This window comes from Clostridium neonatale, from assembly GCF_900465025.1.
In the GTDB taxonomy this organism is placed as follows: domain Bacteria; phylum Bacillota; class Clostridia; order Clostridiales; family Clostridiaceae; genus Clostridium; species Clostridium neonatale.
In genome coordinates, this window is sequence record NZ_UICR01000001.1 from 1,435,095 (window position 1) to 1,452,062 (window position 16,968).

Consider the following 16,968-nt stretch of genomic DNA (forward strand, 5'->3'; position numbering starts at 1 on the left):
ATATAAATTTAAATATAATAAATTAGTAAAAATAATCAATTTGATGAAAGTGAGGAGAAGACGTTTGAGTAGAAAGAAACAATTAAAAATGAAAAAAGTTGGACTTGAGCATCTTGAACAATATAATCAACTTCTAAGATATGTTTTTCAGGTTACTGATCAAGAACTACAACAAGTTGGATGGGAAGAAAAAGAAATCATTAGAGCAAAGTCTCCTACATTAGAGAAGGCTGATGTTTTAGGATGGTTTGATGGAGATAAATTAATATCCCAAGTGGCAGTTTACCCTATGAAGGTTCGTATATTTAATAAAACATACGATATGGGAGGTCTTACTGGTGTAGGGACTTATCCAGAGTATGCTAATCAGGGATTAATGCATAAATTATTAGATCAAGCATTAAAAAATATGAGGGATAAAAATCAGTCTATATCATATTTATATCCTTATTCTATCCCATATTATCGTAGAAAAGGATGGGAGATTATATCTGATAAGATTACATATGAAATTAATGATTACCAACTGCCAAAGAATAAACAAGTATCTGGTGAAGTAGAAAGAGTTGATGTAGGCGGTGAAGAAGTTAAAAAGGCATATGAACGATTTGCTATGCAGACTCATGGAGCTCTAGTTCGTGATGATTTAGCATGGAATGAATATCAACTTTGGGATTCTGATGATTTAATGGCAGCTGTGTATTATAATGAAGACAATGAACCAGATGGGTATGTCATATATTGGATTAAAGATGAGATATTTCATATTAAAGATATGATTTCTGTTAATGAAGAAGCACGTAGTGGATTGTGGAATTTCATAAGTGCGCATTTTTCAATGATTACAAAAGTTATAGGAAACACATATACAGATGAACCTTTAGCATTTTTATTAGAAGATGCAGATATTAAAGAAACAATTTCGCCTTATTATATGGCTAGAATTGTTGATTTGGAGAAGTTTATTGATCAGTATCCATTTAAGCCTGATACAATAAATAGAGAGTGGACTTTCACAATGGATGATCCAGTATTAGCCTGCAATCAAGGAACCTTCAAACTTACTATTTCAAATGACGGAAAAGGTCAGGTTGTTCGTGTACAAAATAGGGTAAATGATAGAATTGATATAAAGACAATGACAACAATGCTTCTTGGATATAAGCGCCCAGATTATCTTCATAAAATAGGTCGTATTACTTGTAGTCCTGAAACAGTTGATATGCTTGAAGATTCAATAGAACAACAAACGGCATATTTTTCTGATTACTTTTAGAAGAAACAAAGCTTATAAAAAGCTAGGATAAGAGTTTTATAATATAAAGTCCGCGATGTAATGTCGTGGACTTTGCTAATATATAGTTTAAATGGTATTACATACTTTTTAACACTAAGATATAATTCAGATTATAGTAGTATCTTTATTCATGTAAATTCCTTCTTTCCAAATGGTAAGTATCTGAGCAAAAAGTGCGTACTAGATTAAATATCTAGATATAACTATAATTGATTATATAATATATAGATATTTATTACTAGTAATGAATAAACAGCTAAGTAATATTTAAAATTTATTAGAATTAGGAGATGTTTAAATGAATTCAATTTTTAATAGAGTGAGCATAAGAAACTATAATGATAAGAAGGTTGAAAAAGAAAAAATAGAAATGTTATTTTCACAAGAGAATAGATATGATGTAGCTCGTGTTCACTATTAAAGGTAACTTATATTATCAGCTAGGTATATTGTAATTATTAATAGAATATTTTAGGAGAATGATACATGGTTAGAAAATACAATTTATATCAGATAGATTCATTTACTAAAGAAAAATTTACAGGAAATCCAGCAGGAGTTATAACAAATGCAGATGGACTTAATGATGAAGAAATGCAGAAAATAGCTAGAGAGATTAATAATTCTGAGACAGCATTTATATTTTCTTCAAACGGTAGTGAGTATGATGCTCATATACGATTTTTTACACCAAGAAATGAAGTGCCAATCTGTGGACATGCTACTATTGCTGCTCATTATGCACGTGCCATTGAAAATAAATTAGATACTTCAAGGGTTTTTCATAAAACAGGAGCTGGAATTCTACCAGTTGATGTAATAAAAGAAAATAATGATTATAAAATTGTAATGACACAAGGAAAAATTGAATTTGGAAATATTATTGATGGAATAAATAAAGAAAAACTTTTAAAAGCACTTAATATAAAAGAGAGTGATTTAATAGAAAATTATAAAATACAGATTGTTTCAACAGGCCACTCTAAGGTTATGATTGGTATAAAAAGTATCAATACTTTACATTCATTGGAGCTTAATTATGATGAACTCTCTAAATTAAGCAAAATTATTAATTGTAATGGATATTATGTATTTAAAATGGATTCAAATGATGCTGATATTTTAGTACATGGAAGAATGTTTGCTCCAGCGATAGGAATTAATGAAGATCCTGTTACTGGAAATGCAAATGGTCCTTTAGGTGCATATCTTGTTCATTATAATTTTGTTAAGCATAATAACTCTTCATTAAAATTTAAAGCCAAGCAGGGAGAAGCAATAAATCGATCAGGGATTATTGAAGTTGAGGTGAAAATAGAAGATAATGAACCAACAGAGATTAAAATTTCAGGAGATGCTGTGGTGATATTTAAATCTGAATTGGTGTTAGAAAATAAATGATCCAGTTGCTATAGGCTTTAGATTTTACTATTTGTTGTAGTATTATTTAAAGCCTTATTTTATTAGATTTTATAAATTTAAATCAAAGAAGAAAAAAATATTTTAGGCTATGAGCAAGAAAAAGGGTAAAAATTTACAATTAATTAATATGAACTAGAAAGATAACTATTTGTTATGTTAATAAAGTTTTTAAGCAAAGGATTTATTCGTAAATTTTTATTGATTATAAACTTAACCTCTAATTTACTAAATTTATGATTTAAATTATAAATAAAAAAGTTATTGTTTTTAGGTAAAATACTTTTTGGCAAAAGTGATATTCCTAGGCCTTCGGAAATACCCTTAAGAATAGATTCTAATGAATCAAATTCAATAATGGCAGTAGGCTTGGAGGTGTTATAAATCAACCATTTTTGTAATGTTTTACGATAAGGACAATTGGTATCTGAATTTATTATTATTGGAGAAGTTAAGTTATTCATATCATTAATGCTTAAAGAAGATATTAGTGCGAGTTCTTCTTTAAAAGTAATAACTTTTTTTATTTTCGAAGATAAAATATCACCAGATATAAAAGCACCATCTAATTCACCTTTTATAACCATATCTAGAAGAACTTTTTGCTTTTCAGTTTTTAATCCTAAAGATACTTTAGGATTTTGCTCATAAAATAAAGAAAATATTTTAGGTAAAATAGAAGCAGAAATAGTCTGAGTAGCTCCAATTTTAATACTAGAAGTAATTTGAGAAGGGAGAAATTCTTCATTAACTTCATCAATTAATTGAAGAATTTTATCTGCATATTTAAGTAATTTTTCTCCGTTAGATGTAATTATAGTGCCTTTATTGTTTCTAATGAATAAAGTAGTGTTCAATTTATTTTCGAGTAATTTAATTCTCATAGTTATATTTGATTGTGCATAGCCAAGCTTTAAAGCTGCTTTTGATATAGATTTTTCATAAGCAACTGTTTGAAATATTCTCAAATCATTAATCTCCATGTTATAGAAACCTTTCATTAAAACCAATATATATTTGCATTGCTATCACTAATAGTGATATTAAAGATTATTTATAAGTATTATACAACTTTTATATGAGGAGTTAAACTGTAAGTGTAAAAGATAATAAATTAATTGAGTAATAATTTTACTCATTAATTTAAAAATAAAATAGATATTAAAAGGGAGGATAAGATAAAATGATAGCAATGCAATATAAGATTACATTACCGAATGATTATGATATGAATATAATAAAGGATAGAGTAAAAAATAACGGTTATAAAACAGATGTATTTGAAGAATTGAAGTTTAAACTATATCTAACAACTGAAAAAGGAATAAATAGAAGTTTACAAAATAGCTATTGTCCTTTATATATTTGGAGAGATAGTAATGGATTAAACAAGTTTTTGTTTAATGGTTTTTATGACAATATAATAACTTCTTTTGGATGGCAAAAAGTAAATCTTGGAATACCACTAATCGATAGGACAACATATAAAATTAAAGATAGTAGATATGTATTTGAAATAACAGGAGAAATACAGCCGCAAGAAAGTCTTAATAATTTAAAAGATAAGATAGAAGAAAATATAATTACCATTAAAGATGCAGAATATATAGTAATTTATAATCCTGACAAGTGGAAATATAATGTGTTTTACTTTATTGATGATTTAAGCAAAGTAAAATTAGAAGAAGGAACAATTTATGATATACTTCACATATCACAAGAAAAAATATGAACTAAGTATATAGCAGAGATGATTTTTATTATAAGTATCAATATGGAATAGATAAAAAAATCCTAGAGCAGAAAAAACTCCAGGATTTTTTTCTTTTGAAAGAGAAAATATAAAGTGCTCAAGTCTTGGAATGTCAATTGCAAAGCTGTGATAAATGAATAAAATTACTCAACTTGCTTAAAATATACCTATATTTTAGATAAGGAGCGTAATTTTGCATGTATAGTAGTATATTATTTAGCACAATAATTAAAGGTATTTTAATATATATTTTAGCATTAATTCTAAGTAAATTAATTGGTATCAAAATCATTTCACAAATGAATTTTTTTGATTTTATAGTGGGTGTTTCTGTAGGCTCAATGATTGCTAAAATTATAATTGATAAAGATCATGTGGTTTTTTCGGGAATTGTAGCATTGATAACTTTTGCATTGTTGACCATATCAACTAGTTATTTAAATTTAAAAAGTTATTCAGCTAGAAGAATAATAAATGCCAAGACTTTGATATTAGTAGAAAATGGACGTATTATTGATAAAAATTTGAAAAGACTTAGGATTACAATAAATGAGCTTATGATGAAGTTAAGAGAAAAAGATGTTTTTAATTTAGAGGATGTACAATTTGCAATAATGGAGAGCAATGGTCAATTATCAGTTTTAATAAAAGCCAATAAAAAGCCAATAACTCCATGTGATATGGACTTAAAGGTAAAGAGCTCTTCTTTGGTAAATGATATTATAATTGATGGAAAAATAGTAGATAAGAATCTTAAAATAGCTGGTATAGATAAAAAGTGGCTACAATCTGAACTTAAAAAGAAAAGTATAAATAATATTGAAGAGGTTTTTTATGCAGGTGTAGATAAAAATAAAAAACTTATTATTTCAAAAAAGTATCCAGATGATTTTAATCCAGAAAATAGATTTGGGATACAATAGGCTTTAAATGGTTTAGCACAGGAAATCATGAATAGAATAATTAGTGATTTTACTGTAGAAAAAGCATATGTTGCATGTGGTGAAATTGTACTTGAACAGCATAGACGAAAAGGTGTAGCAAAAAGTTTACAATTAAATATGGCTGAAATTTGCCGAAGAAATGGATTAATTCCCATTGGTGGTTGCTGGTATGGAAATATAGCAAGTAAGCGTACATTTGATAGTTGTGGCAGATATTCAAGAACTAGATTGTTAAATGTAACTTTTATGTAGAGGTGAACAATTTAAAAAATCACTTATTTAAAGTTTTTTAATATTTATTGTATAATTATCAAAGAACAAATATTTAATGAGGTGAAATTATGTTTGAAATATCATTTCCGGTAAAACATTCAGAAATAGATTCAGTATTAAACAAGCTTATAAGCATAGGATTGGATTCTACTTATTATGATGCTCCATATGAAGTGACAGTAGATTCTAATGGATATGGATTTTTTGAAAAAGAAAATGAAGTTGCCGATTTAAAGGTATATCCTATAGAAAATGATAAAGAAAGCTGTTTAAGACATATTGAAGAAATTAAGAAAGTTTTAAATATACAAGATAATATAAAATTATCTGAGATTAAGGAAGATAACTGGCAGCAGCCTTTTGAACCTGTTGATTTAAAGAATGGATGGGTTATTGCAGAGCCAGATGATGAAATATCTTATGAAAAAGGAAAGATTAATTTTGAGTCTCAGGGATCATTTGGTACCGGGCTTCATGAAACTACTCAGGATTTACTAAGATATATATTAGAAGAAGATTTTACAGGATTAAACGTACTTGATTTAGGAACAGGTTCTGGAATATTAAGTATAGCAGCAGCCTTAAGAAATGCAAAACACATAATTGCATTAGATATAAGGGATGTAACTAGTGAAGTTTTATACAATGCAAGTCTTAATAATATACAGAATATAGATGTACTTGTTAATGATGTTACTTCAAAAAACTTAGTTGTGGATGAAAAATTTGATGTAGTATTCATAAATATAGGTGGAGAAGAAACCTTATCATCTATGGAGCTTATTAACAATGTAACAAAGGATAATGGAATACTTTTTGTATCAGGCCTTGTTGAGTGGAGCAGTAATGAAATTTATAATGAGCTAAATAACCAGGGCTATAATTTAGTAAAGAAAACAAAAACTAATGAATGGGTTACAATGGTTCTTAAAAATATGAAATAAACATATATAATTTGAGTAACTACATATAAAGTAAATATATAATTTTAACATGTGATTATTGCAAAATATGCGATAATCACAAATTTTTTAGAATAAAGGATGAGATACAAATAAAGTCTTTTTACTAGATTGCTTAACCGAATTCATGTCCTGGGATGCGGTTATTAACATAAGTTCCGCCTTCTAATGGCTTAAAACCAGATACTTGTATGTCTGTTACAATAGGATATGCGAGATGATTATCAGGAAATGTAAAACTAAGATTATAATCATTTCCATAAAAAGCAGCTTCTGTTCCAGATCTCATAAAAACTGCTGTGTTTTTAAGAAAAATAATTTTCCTGTCTTCTTTTTGGTTTGAGGCATTTACTTTATAAACTGTAAAATCAAAAGAAGTATCAGTTACATTTGAAATTTCAATTTCACAATAATCAATTAATGAATTTTCTCCAAAACATTTATCATCAAAATACATTCCTTCATATAAGTTGATTTTTCTATTTACGTTATCTTTTTTCTTCTGTAAATAATTGTTTCTGTTTTCTTCTGTTTGTTTATGGTTAGCTGTCTTAGCTGGATTTATAGATTTTTTATTGTTTTCATCTGAAAATGTGTCTTTTTTATCATTAGCATTATTTTTATTATCATCAGCCTGAATTATCCCAGCATTATCTTTTGTTTCACTGCTATAATTTTCTGAATCATCTTTTAAAGTTTTGCTTTGCTCTGCATTATTTATTGACTTATCAGTTTTATTATCACTATCGTTGCAGGCAGCAAAGATTAAGATTATACTTGTACATAATATTGAAATTACTATCTTTTTCACAATTTAAACCCCTCTTATTTAACAGGTATATTAATATTATAGCCATATAAAAATAATATGACGTTGTAAGTAATTAGATTACTATTATCTAATTATTTTAAACATATAATATTCATCCATATATTCTCCATAAACATACAGTGATTTTCTTTTTATATCTTCTATTTCAAAACCATTTTTCTTATATAAATTTAGAGTTGTCTATAAGTCAAATCTATTATTTAGATAATAATACCATATTAAGTAATTATATTCCAAGTGAAGTTGTTAAATTTATATTCATCTTTATATAATTTACACATTTTTTTTATATAATAAAAGAAAATCAAATTAAGTAGACAAACAGTATTTATTTTAGATAAACTAATTTATAGGCTTACAAGGTGTTATTAGTTTATATTTATAATTAAAAATATGAATAGAGGTGTTAACAATGATGAATCCAATTGCATTTAGTGTGGGAAATTATGAAATAAGATGGTACGGAATATTAATAGCTATAGGAACAATTTTAGGAATACTATTAGCTGATTATAATGCGAAAAAATTAAATTTAGATTTTGAAAAAATACTGGATGGATTTATAATAGCATTCCCATGTGCAATTATAGGTGCACGTGCATATTATGTAATTTTTGAATTTGAAAATTATAAAAATGATTTGCTTAGTATATTTAATTTAAGGTTAGGGGGATTAGCTATACATGGAGGTCTTATAGGCGGACTTATTGCTACAATTATATATTGTAAAATAAAAAAGATAAAAATGGCTAAATATCTTGATGTTGTAGCACCATCATTGATACTTGCTCAGTCAATAGGAAGATGGGGAAATTTTATGAATGGTGAAGCTCATGGTGATTTAGTAACATATGAGTTTATAAGTAAATTTCCACAATTCATACAAAAAGGAATGTATATAAATGGCGAGTACTATAATCCTACATTTTTATATGAATCACTATGGAATTTCTTTGTGTTTTTTATATTAATATTTATTTTATATAAGAAGAATAGAAATGAAGATGGAGTAGTTATGGCAAGTTATGTGACATTATATTCTACGGGAAGATTTTTTATAGAAGCATTGAGAACAGATAGTTTGATGATTGGAAATATAAAAATGGCCCAGTTGATAAGCATAGTAGGTATTATTTCAGGGATTTTATACATTATATATATAAAAAAAGTATTGAAAAGTAGAGCTTTTGAACAATAATTTTAGATTACATTATAAATAAGTATAAAAAGATTGATAATTTTGTATTTCTTCATATTATCTTCATTTGTATTAGATAAAATATATTTAAATAATTAAGTATTTGAATAAACGATTTTATTGAGGAGTGAGAAATATGAAAAGAAATAATGAGACAAATAAGAATAATAAAGGTATATTTAAATTCTTTGGAATGATGGGAGTATGCTGTTTGCTTCCTATAATATTAGCAATTGTTTTACCATTCATAGGGGGAAGTCTTGGTGGCTCAAGATTAATACCATTGATTACACAATTATTATGCCCAATTATGATGATACTTATGATGATCTTTATGTTTAAAGGAAATAATCATAGTTGCTGCTCTGAAAAAAAGGAAAAAGAAATCAAAGAATAGTTTATAACTATTGAAATAGATGCTTGTATTATGATAAAGTAGTGGTTGCAATAAATCATATAAGTACTTATGAATGCTAAGTTTTAACAATGAAGTTAGTATGAAAATTTACTATAATCAATATGATGGTGCCTAGAGGGGTAAATATATATAAATATATTTTAATCAATAGGGATGAGGGAAACAAAAGATGAAAAAAATTTTAATAATGATGATTAGCGCTATTGTTACATTAACAACGTTGTTCTCCACAATGGAGGCTGGTGCTAAGACAGAATCAGAATTAAAAGGAGAGCAAAAAAATATTGAAAGCAGCATAGAAGAAAAGAAAAAGAATATAGATGCAGCAAAACAAGAGCTTAGTGAAACAGAAGGAAAGCGAAAAGAGCTGGAAGTTGAATTAGCAAATTTAAATGAACAAGTTAATAAGTTAAAAAGTAATATTAATACGATTCAAGCTGAAGTAAATAAGATTTTAGAACAAAGCCAAAAGACAAAAGATGAAATTGAAAAAGCTGAATTAAAAATTGAAGAAAATTATAAACTAATAGGCGATGTAATGAAAATATCTTATGAACAGCAAGCTGGTGGATATTTACAATTACTGTTAGAAGCAAGTAGCTTTCCGAATTTTATCAGAAGATTAGAAATGATAACAAGTATTACAAAGCAAAATGATAAAATAATTAAAGATACAACTGAGCTTCAAATTGAATTAGAAGAAAAAGAAAAACAGTTAGATGAAGAAAGAACTGTCATGGAAGAAAAGCAAGATATTCTTTTTGAAGAAAAGGCAAAGGTAGATGAATTAGTTATAGACCAGCAAGCAAAGGTAGACGAACTTATAGCTATTCAAAATAGTTTAAAAGAAGAAATAGAATTAAATAATGAACAAATTGCAGCATTAGAAAAAGAAAGTAAAAATATTGAAAATCAAATCAATAATTTAACAGCAGGTTCAACTGGTTCATATGAAGGTGGAGCATTTGGATGGCCGGTACCAGGGTATAGTACAATATCTTCATATTTTGGATATAGAATTCATCCAATAACTGGAGTAAGTAAATTACATGCAGGAATAGATATACCAGCACCAGCTGGAGTGACAGTTGCAGCAGCAAATTCAGGTACTGTTATAGTAGCTACATATAGTGAATCCTATGGTAATTATGTGATTATTGATCATGGTGGTGGATTAACAACATTATATGCACATAATACAAGTTTATCTGTTTCATCAGGACAGACAGTTAAAAAAGGAGATAAGATTGCAGCAGTTGGAACAACAGGTTATTCAACAGGGAACCACCTTCATTTTGAAGTAAGAAAAAATGGTACACCTGTAGATCCTATGAGCTATTTAAAATAATAATTATTAATAATAAAAACTGTAGAATTTAAATCTACAGTTTTTGTGCTTTAATTTACCTTATGGAATATGTTGGGGAAATAAGAAAAACATATGAAGACGGAAGGAAAAGAACAAATGATAAAACTTACAGATGTTAACAAGATTTATGATAACAATGTATATGCCATAAAAAACATTAATGTTTCTATTAATAAAGGTGAATTTGTATTTTTAGTTGGAAGTTCAGGTTCAGGTAAATCATCATTTATAAAAATGCTATTAAAAGAAGTAGAGCCAACAAATGGTGAAATAATAGTAGATGGAACAAAACTTAATGATTTAAAAGAAAAAGAGATTCCTTATTTCAGAAGAAAGCTTGGAGTAGTTTTTCAAGATTTTAGATTATTATCAGATAAGACAGTATATGAAAATGTAGCTTATGCAATGAAAGTTATTGAGCAAAGCCCCAAAAGAATAAGACAAAGAGTGCCCAAGGTATTGTCAGCAGTTGGTCTTGCACATAAATATAATATGTATCCAAATGAATTATCAGGTGGAGAGCAGCAAAGAGTAGCTATAGCTAGAGCTATAGTTAATGAGCCAATGCTTCTTATTGCAGATGAGCCAACAGGAAATTTAGATCCAAGTACTGCTGGAGAAATAATGATGATATTAGAAGAAATAAATGATAATGGAACTACTGTAGTAATGGCAACACATGATAGTAATATTGTTGATACTATGAGAAGAAGAGTAATCTCTATGAGCAGTGGTGAGATTATAAGTGACAATAAAAAAGGAGGTTATTCTCTTGAAACTTAGAACAGTAAGACAGCTTAGTGGTGAAGGGATAAGCAATATATTTAAAAACAGACTAGTTTCTTTTGTGGCTTTTACAACAGTGTTAATTTCATTAACAATATTTGGTGCGTTTTTTTCAATAATAGAAGTAAGTAAAATCAATATAGAAAATTTACAAGATAAGATTGAATTAATAGCTTTTATTGAAAATGATACAAAAGAAGAAAGAATAGAAACTATGAAAAATGAAATATCTAAATTACCTAATGTTGAAAAGGTAACTTTTGTTTCGCAAGAAGAGGGATTAACTAAATATAAAGATAGCTTTGAAGAAGAAGGTGATTCTGAAATGGAGAGAATCATCAATGAAGTAAGTAAAAATGGTGAAAATCCAATACCAGCCAGCTTTGAAATTAAATTAATAGATACTACTCAAAATAAAGAAATAAAAGCAGAATTAGAACAATATTCTGAAATTTATAAGGTTAATGACGATGATGTTATAACTAGATTTTTATCTGGCTTAAATGAGACAGTAAAAACTGCAAGCTTAATATCTACAGTAGTGCTAGGGTTTGCATCGATTTTACTAATTGTAAATACCATAAAGATTTCTGTTTATACTAGAAGAAGAGAAATTGGAATAATGAAATATATTGGAGCAACAAATAATTTTATAAGGCTTCCATTTTTAATTGAAGGCGGTGCTATAGGTGCTATTGGAGGAACTGTGAGTATTATTATAGTAAGTACTGTATATAGTATTGTTTGTAAGAATATAATGAGTAATCCTATAATGGATAGTTTGATTTATCCAAGTACATGGGAGTTGTTAAGCACATTAATTCCAATAGTTCTTGGTATAGGAATAATTATGGGGGTAATAGGAAGTTTCATATCAATTAGAAAATATTTAGAAGTATAAATTAAGAAAGATGTTTGAAAAAACAATTATTTCAAACATCTTTTTTGTTTAAAGTAAAATATTTATCTATGTAAATATGGTCTTATTCATATTAGTATAATAAAAATAAGGATAGGTTAAAAAATAGTAGAATAAGCCTATTACGAATATGTTTTTTAAGTCTATTATTAAATTCTCTTATAATATTATAATAAGCATACAACTATAGATAATGAGTTAAAATATATGAGACTTAACAAAAGAAAAGAGGTATACAAATGAAAAAAATAATAGGAGAAATGTTAGTAGTAGTAATAGCATTTGGAATGTTTTCAGGGTGCTCATGGTCAACTAACATAAACAATGATCAGCCAAGACATGCGTCTATACCAAGTATTATAGAAAAGATAAAAAATGAATTAGAATTAAGACCTATGGAAGTAGTGGAAGGAGATCTTGTTTCAGAAAAATATCATTTAAATATGGATGATATTGAAGAACAGAGAATAGAAAGTGGTGTTATAAATACAGGACTTGAAACAATAGCTATTGTAAAAGCAAAAGATCAAAAGATAGATTCAGTTAAAGAAGCATTTGAAAAAGTTATAGAAGATAAAAGAGCAAGTGCATTTTATCCAGGAGAAAGTGAAGCTGTAGATGAGGCAGAAATACGAGTTGTTGGTAATTATGTTGGATTATTCATAATTCCAGATTATGAAGAAGGTAGTGAAAATAATGCGCAAAAAGCAGTAGATATTTTCGAAAAGGCCTTGAGATAAGTGGTTTTTAGCAGTATTTTATTTTTATTTAGATTTCTGCCAATGGGACTTATTTGTTACTACTTAACTCCAAGAAAATATAAGAATCTAGTTTTAACCATTTTAAGTTTAATATTTTATTCTTGGGGAGAAGGAAAGTATTTCCTAATAATGATAACCTCAATATTAGTTGATTATAGTGCAGGAATTGCTATTTATAGATATAAAGAACATAAGAAAAAGGGCATAAGTATATTATGCCTTTCTATTGTATTCAATTTAGGAATATTATTTATATTTAAATATGTAAACTTCTTCATTAATAATATAAACATTATTTTTAGCTTAGCATTAAGTAAAGTTAATATAACACTTCCACTTGGAATAAGCTTTTACACATTTCAAACAATGTCTTACAGCATAGATGTATATAAAGGAAGAATTAAACCAGAAATAAATATAATAAACTTTGCTACATTTGTTACTTTATTTCCACAGCTTATTGCAGGTCCAATAGTGAAATATACAGATATACAAAATGAAATAAAAGCGAGAAATATTGAAAAAGATAAGGTCCAGGAAGGAATAGAAAAGTTTATATTAGGCCTTGGAAGGAAGGTTCTTATAGCAAACAATATAGGAATGCTTTGGAGTGAAGTGGAAAATACAGGCTTTAATAACATATCTACTCCTTTTGCATATGTTGGGATTCTTGCCTTTTCGCTTCAAATTTACTTTGATTTTAGTGGATATTCTCTTATGGCAAGAGGTCTTGGGCAGATCCTTGGATTTAATTTCCCAAGAAATTTTAATTATCCTTATGCATCTAGAAGTATATCAGAGTTTTGGAGAAGATGGCATATTACATTGGGATCATGGTTTAAGGAATATGTTTATATACCTTTAGGTGGAAACAGAAATGGCAAATTTAGAACAATAATAAATTTATTTGTAGTATGGGCATTAACAGGCTTGTGGCATGGTGCAAGTTTTAATTTTATAATATGGGGACTTCTATTTTTCAGTTTAATATGCATAGAAAAGCTTGGATTAATACGTGTTTTAAATAAGTATAAAGTATTCTCTCACATATATACAATATTTTTTCTACTGATAGGCTGGACAGTATTTGCAATTACAGACTTTGAAAGTATGAAGGTATTTTTTAGTAAGCTGTTTATATATAATAATGGAACAGAGTATATTTATTATCTTAGAAACTATGCAATTTCTTTATGCATAGGCATATTTTTTTCAATGCCAATGTCTTCAAAGTTTTATTTAAAGATTGAAAATATGATTACAATGAAGTCTGAAATAGCTATGGAGATAATTAAGACAATAATATTAATGTCCATATTTATTATAAGTGTGGCATATTTGGTTGATGCTACATATAATCCATTTTTATATTTTAGATTCTAGGAGGATATTATGAAGAAAAATTTATTATTATATTGTTTTTTTATTGTACTTCTAGGATTTACAGGTTTAGATATATTTAAATCTGATAAGAATTTTTCAGAGCTTGAAAATAGATATTTAAAAAGCAGACCCAAATTTACTTTAAAAAGATATATTGAAGGAAGCTTTCCAGAAAAGTATGAAAATTATATGAGTGATCAGTTTATAGGAAGAGATATGTGGATTAATTTGAAATCTAGAAGTGAATATGCACTAGGGAAAATAGAAAACAATAATATCATTTATGGAAATGAGAATTTTTTATTTGAAAAATTAACATCTATGGATAAAAAGAGAGTGGATTCTAATATAAATTCAATTAACATATTTGTAGAAAATAGTGATTTTAAAGTGAGTATAATGATAGTTCCAAACTCATATACAATTTATAAGGAAAAATTGCCGCTCTTTGCTCCAGTTTTAAATGGTAAAGAAGAAATATCTAATATTTATAGTAGATTAAAAGGTACACATAATATTAATCTGTTTGAAAGCATGAATAATAAAAAAGATAATGAACTTTTGTATTATAAAAATGATCATCATTGGACAACAGAAGGTGCTTATTTAGGTTACTTAGAATATGCAAAAAGCATGGGGAAGGAACCCATTAAATTAAATCAATATGAAAAAAATATGTGCGAAGATTTTCTTGGTACATATTACTCTAAAGCAAAACCTTTTAAGTACGAATTTGACACGTTAACTTATTATAATTTCCCGGGAATTAAAATGAATATTAATGAAAAAACTTATAATAGCTTATATGATCATACTAAATTAAATATAAGAGATAAGTATTCTTTATTTTTGTATGGAAATAATCCTTTAACTATTATTAAAAATGATAATAGTATTAATAAAGACAAATTACTTATAGTTAAAGATTCATATGCAAATTGTATGATTCCATTTTTAACTCAAAGCTTTGAAGAAATACATGTCGTTGATTTAAGATCATTTTCTAAAAGTGTAAATGAATATGCAAAAGAAAATAAGTTATATAATGTCTTGATAATTTATAATTTCAATAATTTTATTAAAGATGCTGATATTACTAGAATAAAAAAATAATTTTAAAAAATCAGAAAATTTAATAACTATCTATTGATAATTATTATTAATTAATGTATAATACATTTATAGATAAAGTTATTAATTTTTGGAGGTAAAGGAAATGAACGAAAAGTTTTATATATTAAATGATAATAAAAATAATGCAATAGTAGTTAGTGGAAGTGAGGAAATAGCACTTGAAGGCGCTAAATTACAAGAACTTGTTTCAAGATCAGTAGAAGCCGCTACAGAAAAACATATCCCAGTTGTAAGTGTTAATAATAATAAAGTAAGTGTTGTTGTTGGAGAAGTTGAGCATCCAATGGTTGAAGAACATTTTATTGAATGGATTTTATTAAAAACAAACCAAGGAATTCAATTAAAGAAATTAGAAGTTGGGCAAAGACCAGCAGCAGAGTTTGCTCTTTCTGAAGGAGATGAAGTTGTTGAAGCATATGCTTACTGTAACTTACATGGATTATGGGACAAAACTGTAAAATAAATTTTAAAATATTAAAATCACTAGGTAGTTTGTATCTAGTGATTTTTTGTTTCTAATTTTTAATGATTATGTATTTTTCTAATATATGTGATATTTTAATGATTGTTTTTTCTGCAACTTATAAATGGAAAATTATTTTTAAATTTTTTGATGGTGGTAGTATCTATTTTAGGCTTTAAAGAGTTATAATTATGCGTATTATATATAATTTATTTGGGGCTATATACGTTGAGTATTTTGATGCATTATTTGATAAGGCTAGTAATAAGTTTGCTTCGTGAATGAAATAGATGAAATGACATAATTGGTTTATTATAGTTGAATTTAATTTCTATGTATGTTAGAATTCAATTATTATTAGTAATATATAAAAATTATATATTTTAGTTTTCTAGGGTTCCGCAGTTTTATCTGGCAGGTCCGAGGGAAAACCCACAGTAAAAAGTGGACACGGAAGGATAAAAGCCTAGGAGAAATTTAACAATATTTCTCTAGGCTTTTTTATTTTGCACAATTTTAATAAGTAGGATAGCTATTAAATATTTTAATAATAAAGCTTCATTATTAGTATTATGATTAATTAAATTGGATACTTTAATCAGTACCATATAATTCTTAAGAAATAATAATTCATAGGAGGTAAAATTATGAAATGGATTTATTTAATTATTGCAGGTCTTTTTGAGGTATGGTGGGCAGTAGAATTGAAATTTTCTGAAGGCTTTACAAGAATATTGCCTAGTATTTTAACTATTGTAGGTATGATTTTAAGTTTCTATTTTTTATCAGTATCTTTAAAAAGCTTGCCATTAGGCACTGCATATGCAATTTGGACAGGTATAGGAACTATTGGAACAGTAATATTGGGTATTGTTCTATTTAAAGAACCATTGGATATTATAAGGATAATTTGTATCATATTAATAGTTAGTGGAATTATTGGTTTAAAATTAACATCAAATTAACTATAATAATTTGTGTGAAAAAAATTTTACAAAAATAAATTGAACATGTATTCTAATCATATTTTGAGAGTACATGTTCAATTTATTTTTGT

19 protein-coding genes and 1 riboswitch are annotated in these 16,968 nt (G+C 26.9%); of the genes, 17 read left to right on the top strand and 2 right to left on the bottom strand.

Annotated features, from left to right (window positions below):
* The first annotated feature begins 64 nt into the window (after positions 1-64).
* The 3 genes from CNEONATNEC86_RS06465 to CNEONATNEC86_RS06470 all read left to right on the top strand — a co-directional run bounded on the left by CNEONATNEC86_RS06465 (position 65) and on the right by CNEONATNEC86_RS06470 (position 2,698).
* Positions 65-1,276 (top strand): GNAT family N-acetyltransferase, encoded by a 1,212-nt coding sequence (locus CNEONATNEC86_RS06465; RefSeq protein WP_058294453.1) that lies wholly within the window; start codon positions 65-67, stop codon positions 1,274-1,276.
* A 319-nt stretch (positions 1,277-1,595) separates the two neighbouring features.
* Positions 1,596-1,718: a hypothetical protein gene (locus tag CNEONATNEC86_RS21775; RefSeq protein WP_276508207.1), complete on the top strand. Its 123-nt coding sequence runs from the start codon at positions 1,596-1,598 to the stop codon at positions 1,716-1,718.
* Between the two features lie 65 nt (positions 1,719-1,783).
* Positions 1,784-2,698, top strand: a complete 915-nt coding sequence (locus CNEONATNEC86_RS06470) for a PhzF family isomerase (protein WP_125149161.1) — start codon at positions 1,784-1,786, stop codon at positions 2,696-2,698.
* Positions 2,699-2,841: 143 nt separating this feature from the next.
* Here the strand turns inward: CNEONATNEC86_RS06470 and CNEONATNEC86_RS06475 are convergent, their stop codons facing one another.
* The gene (locus tag CNEONATNEC86_RS06475; protein ID WP_230132291.1) at positions 2,842-3,684 is read right to left on the bottom strand and encodes a LysR family transcriptional regulator; all 843 of its coding nucleotides are present in this window, start codon (positions 3,682-3,684) and stop codon (positions 2,842-2,844) included.
* 215 nt (positions 3,685-3,899) lie between these two features.
* Between CNEONATNEC86_RS06475 and CNEONATNEC86_RS06480 the strand changes: the two genes are divergently transcribed.
* The 4 genes from CNEONATNEC86_RS06480 to CNEONATNEC86_RS06495 all read left to right on the top strand — a co-directional run bounded on the left by CNEONATNEC86_RS06480 (position 3,900) and on the right by CNEONATNEC86_RS06495 (position 6,630).
* Entirely contained in the window at positions 3,900-4,448 is a 549-nt protein-coding gene (locus CNEONATNEC86_RS06480) for a DUF4865 family protein (RefSeq protein ID WP_125149160.1), read from the top strand.
* Positions 4,449-4,666: 218 nt separating this feature from the next.
* Positions 4,667-5,392: a DUF421 domain-containing protein gene (locus tag CNEONATNEC86_RS06485; protein WP_125149159.1), complete on the top strand. Its 726-nt coding sequence runs from the start codon at positions 4,667-4,669 to the stop codon at positions 5,390-5,392.
* A 27-nt stretch (positions 5,393-5,419) separates the two neighbouring features.
* A complete protein-coding gene (locus CNEONATNEC86_RS06490; RefSeq protein ID WP_125149158.1) occupies positions 5,420-5,665 on the top strand; it encodes a GNAT family N-acetyltransferase in 246 nt (81 codons plus the stop codon).
* Positions 5,666-5,754: 89 nt separating this feature from the next.
* Positions 5,755-6,630, top strand: a complete 876-nt coding sequence (locus tag CNEONATNEC86_RS06495; protein ID WP_125149157.1) for a 50S ribosomal protein L11 methyltransferase — start codon at positions 5,755-5,757, stop codon at positions 6,628-6,630.
* Between the two features lie 133 nt (positions 6,631-6,763).
* Here CNEONATNEC86_RS06495 and CNEONATNEC86_RS06500 read toward each other — a convergent pair whose 3' ends face one another.
* Positions 6,764-7,459 (bottom strand): hypothetical protein, encoded by a 696-nt coding sequence (locus CNEONATNEC86_RS06500; protein ID WP_125149156.1) that lies wholly within the window; start codon positions 7,457-7,459, stop codon positions 6,764-6,766.
* A 436-nt stretch (positions 7,460-7,895) separates the two neighbouring features.
* On the opposite strand from CNEONATNEC86_RS06500, the gene lgt reads away from it, so the two are divergent.
* The 10 genes from lgt (at position 7,896) to sugE (ending at position 16,876) form a co-directional block, all read left to right on the top strand.
* On the top strand, positions 7,896-8,678 hold the full coding sequence (lgt, locus tag CNEONATNEC86_RS06505; protein ID WP_058296874.1) for a prolipoprotein diacylglyceryl transferase: 783 nt from the start codon (positions 7,896-7,898) through the stop codon (positions 8,676-8,678).
* A gap of 136 nt (positions 8,679-8,814) precedes the next feature.
* Positions 8,815-9,075, top strand: a complete 261-nt coding sequence (locus tag CNEONATNEC86_RS06510; protein ID WP_058294459.1) for a hypothetical protein — start codon at positions 8,815-8,817, stop codon at positions 9,073-9,075.
* A gap of 190 nt (positions 9,076-9,265) precedes the next feature.
* A complete protein-coding gene (locus tag CNEONATNEC86_RS06515) occupies positions 9,266-10,444 on the top strand; it encodes a murein hydrolase activator EnvC family protein (protein ID WP_159135717.1) in 1,179 nt (392 codons plus the stop codon).
* Positions 10,445-10,561: 117 nt separating this feature from the next.
* Entirely contained in the window at positions 10,562-11,248 is a 687-nt protein-coding gene (gene ftsE / locus CNEONATNEC86_RS06520) for a cell division ATP-binding protein FtsE (RefSeq protein ID WP_125149209.1), read from the top strand.
* Positions 11,238-12,152, top strand: a complete 915-nt coding sequence (ftsX, locus tag CNEONATNEC86_RS06525) for a permease-like cell division protein FtsX (RefSeq protein WP_058294461.1) — start codon at positions 11,238-11,240, stop codon at positions 12,150-12,152. The genes ftsE and ftsX overlap by 11 nt, the downstream gene beginning before the upstream one ends.
* A gap of 257 nt (positions 12,153-12,409) precedes the next feature.
* Complete coding sequence (locus CNEONATNEC86_RS06530) at positions 12,410-12,910, top strand: DUF4358 domain-containing protein (protein ID WP_159115891.1); 501 nt, start codon at positions 12,410-12,412, stop codon at positions 12,908-12,910.
* Entirely contained in the window at positions 12,911-14,314 is a 1,404-nt protein-coding gene (locus tag CNEONATNEC86_RS06535; protein WP_125149152.1) for an MBOAT family O-acyltransferase, read from the top strand.
* Positions 14,315-14,323: 9 nt separating this feature from the next.
* On the top strand, positions 14,324-15,427 hold the full coding sequence (locus CNEONATNEC86_RS06540; RefSeq protein ID WP_125149151.1) for a DHHW family protein: 1,104 nt from the start codon (positions 14,324-14,326) through the stop codon (positions 15,425-15,427).
* A gap of 103 nt (positions 15,428-15,530) precedes the next feature.
* A complete protein-coding gene (locus tag CNEONATNEC86_RS06545) occupies positions 15,531-15,911 on the top strand; it encodes a desulfoferrodoxin family protein (RefSeq protein WP_125149150.1) in 381 nt (126 codons plus the stop codon).
* 380 nt (positions 15,912-16,291) lie between these two features.
* Positions 16,292-16,386: riboswitch (guanidine-I (ykkC/yxkD leader) on the top strand.
* Positions 16,387-16,558: 172 nt separating this feature from the next.
* Entirely contained in the window at positions 16,559-16,876 is a 318-nt protein-coding gene (gene sugE / locus CNEONATNEC86_RS06550; RefSeq protein WP_058294466.1) for a quaternary ammonium compound efflux SMR transporter SugE, read from the top strand.
* Positions 16,877-16,968 lie beyond the last annotated feature (92 nt).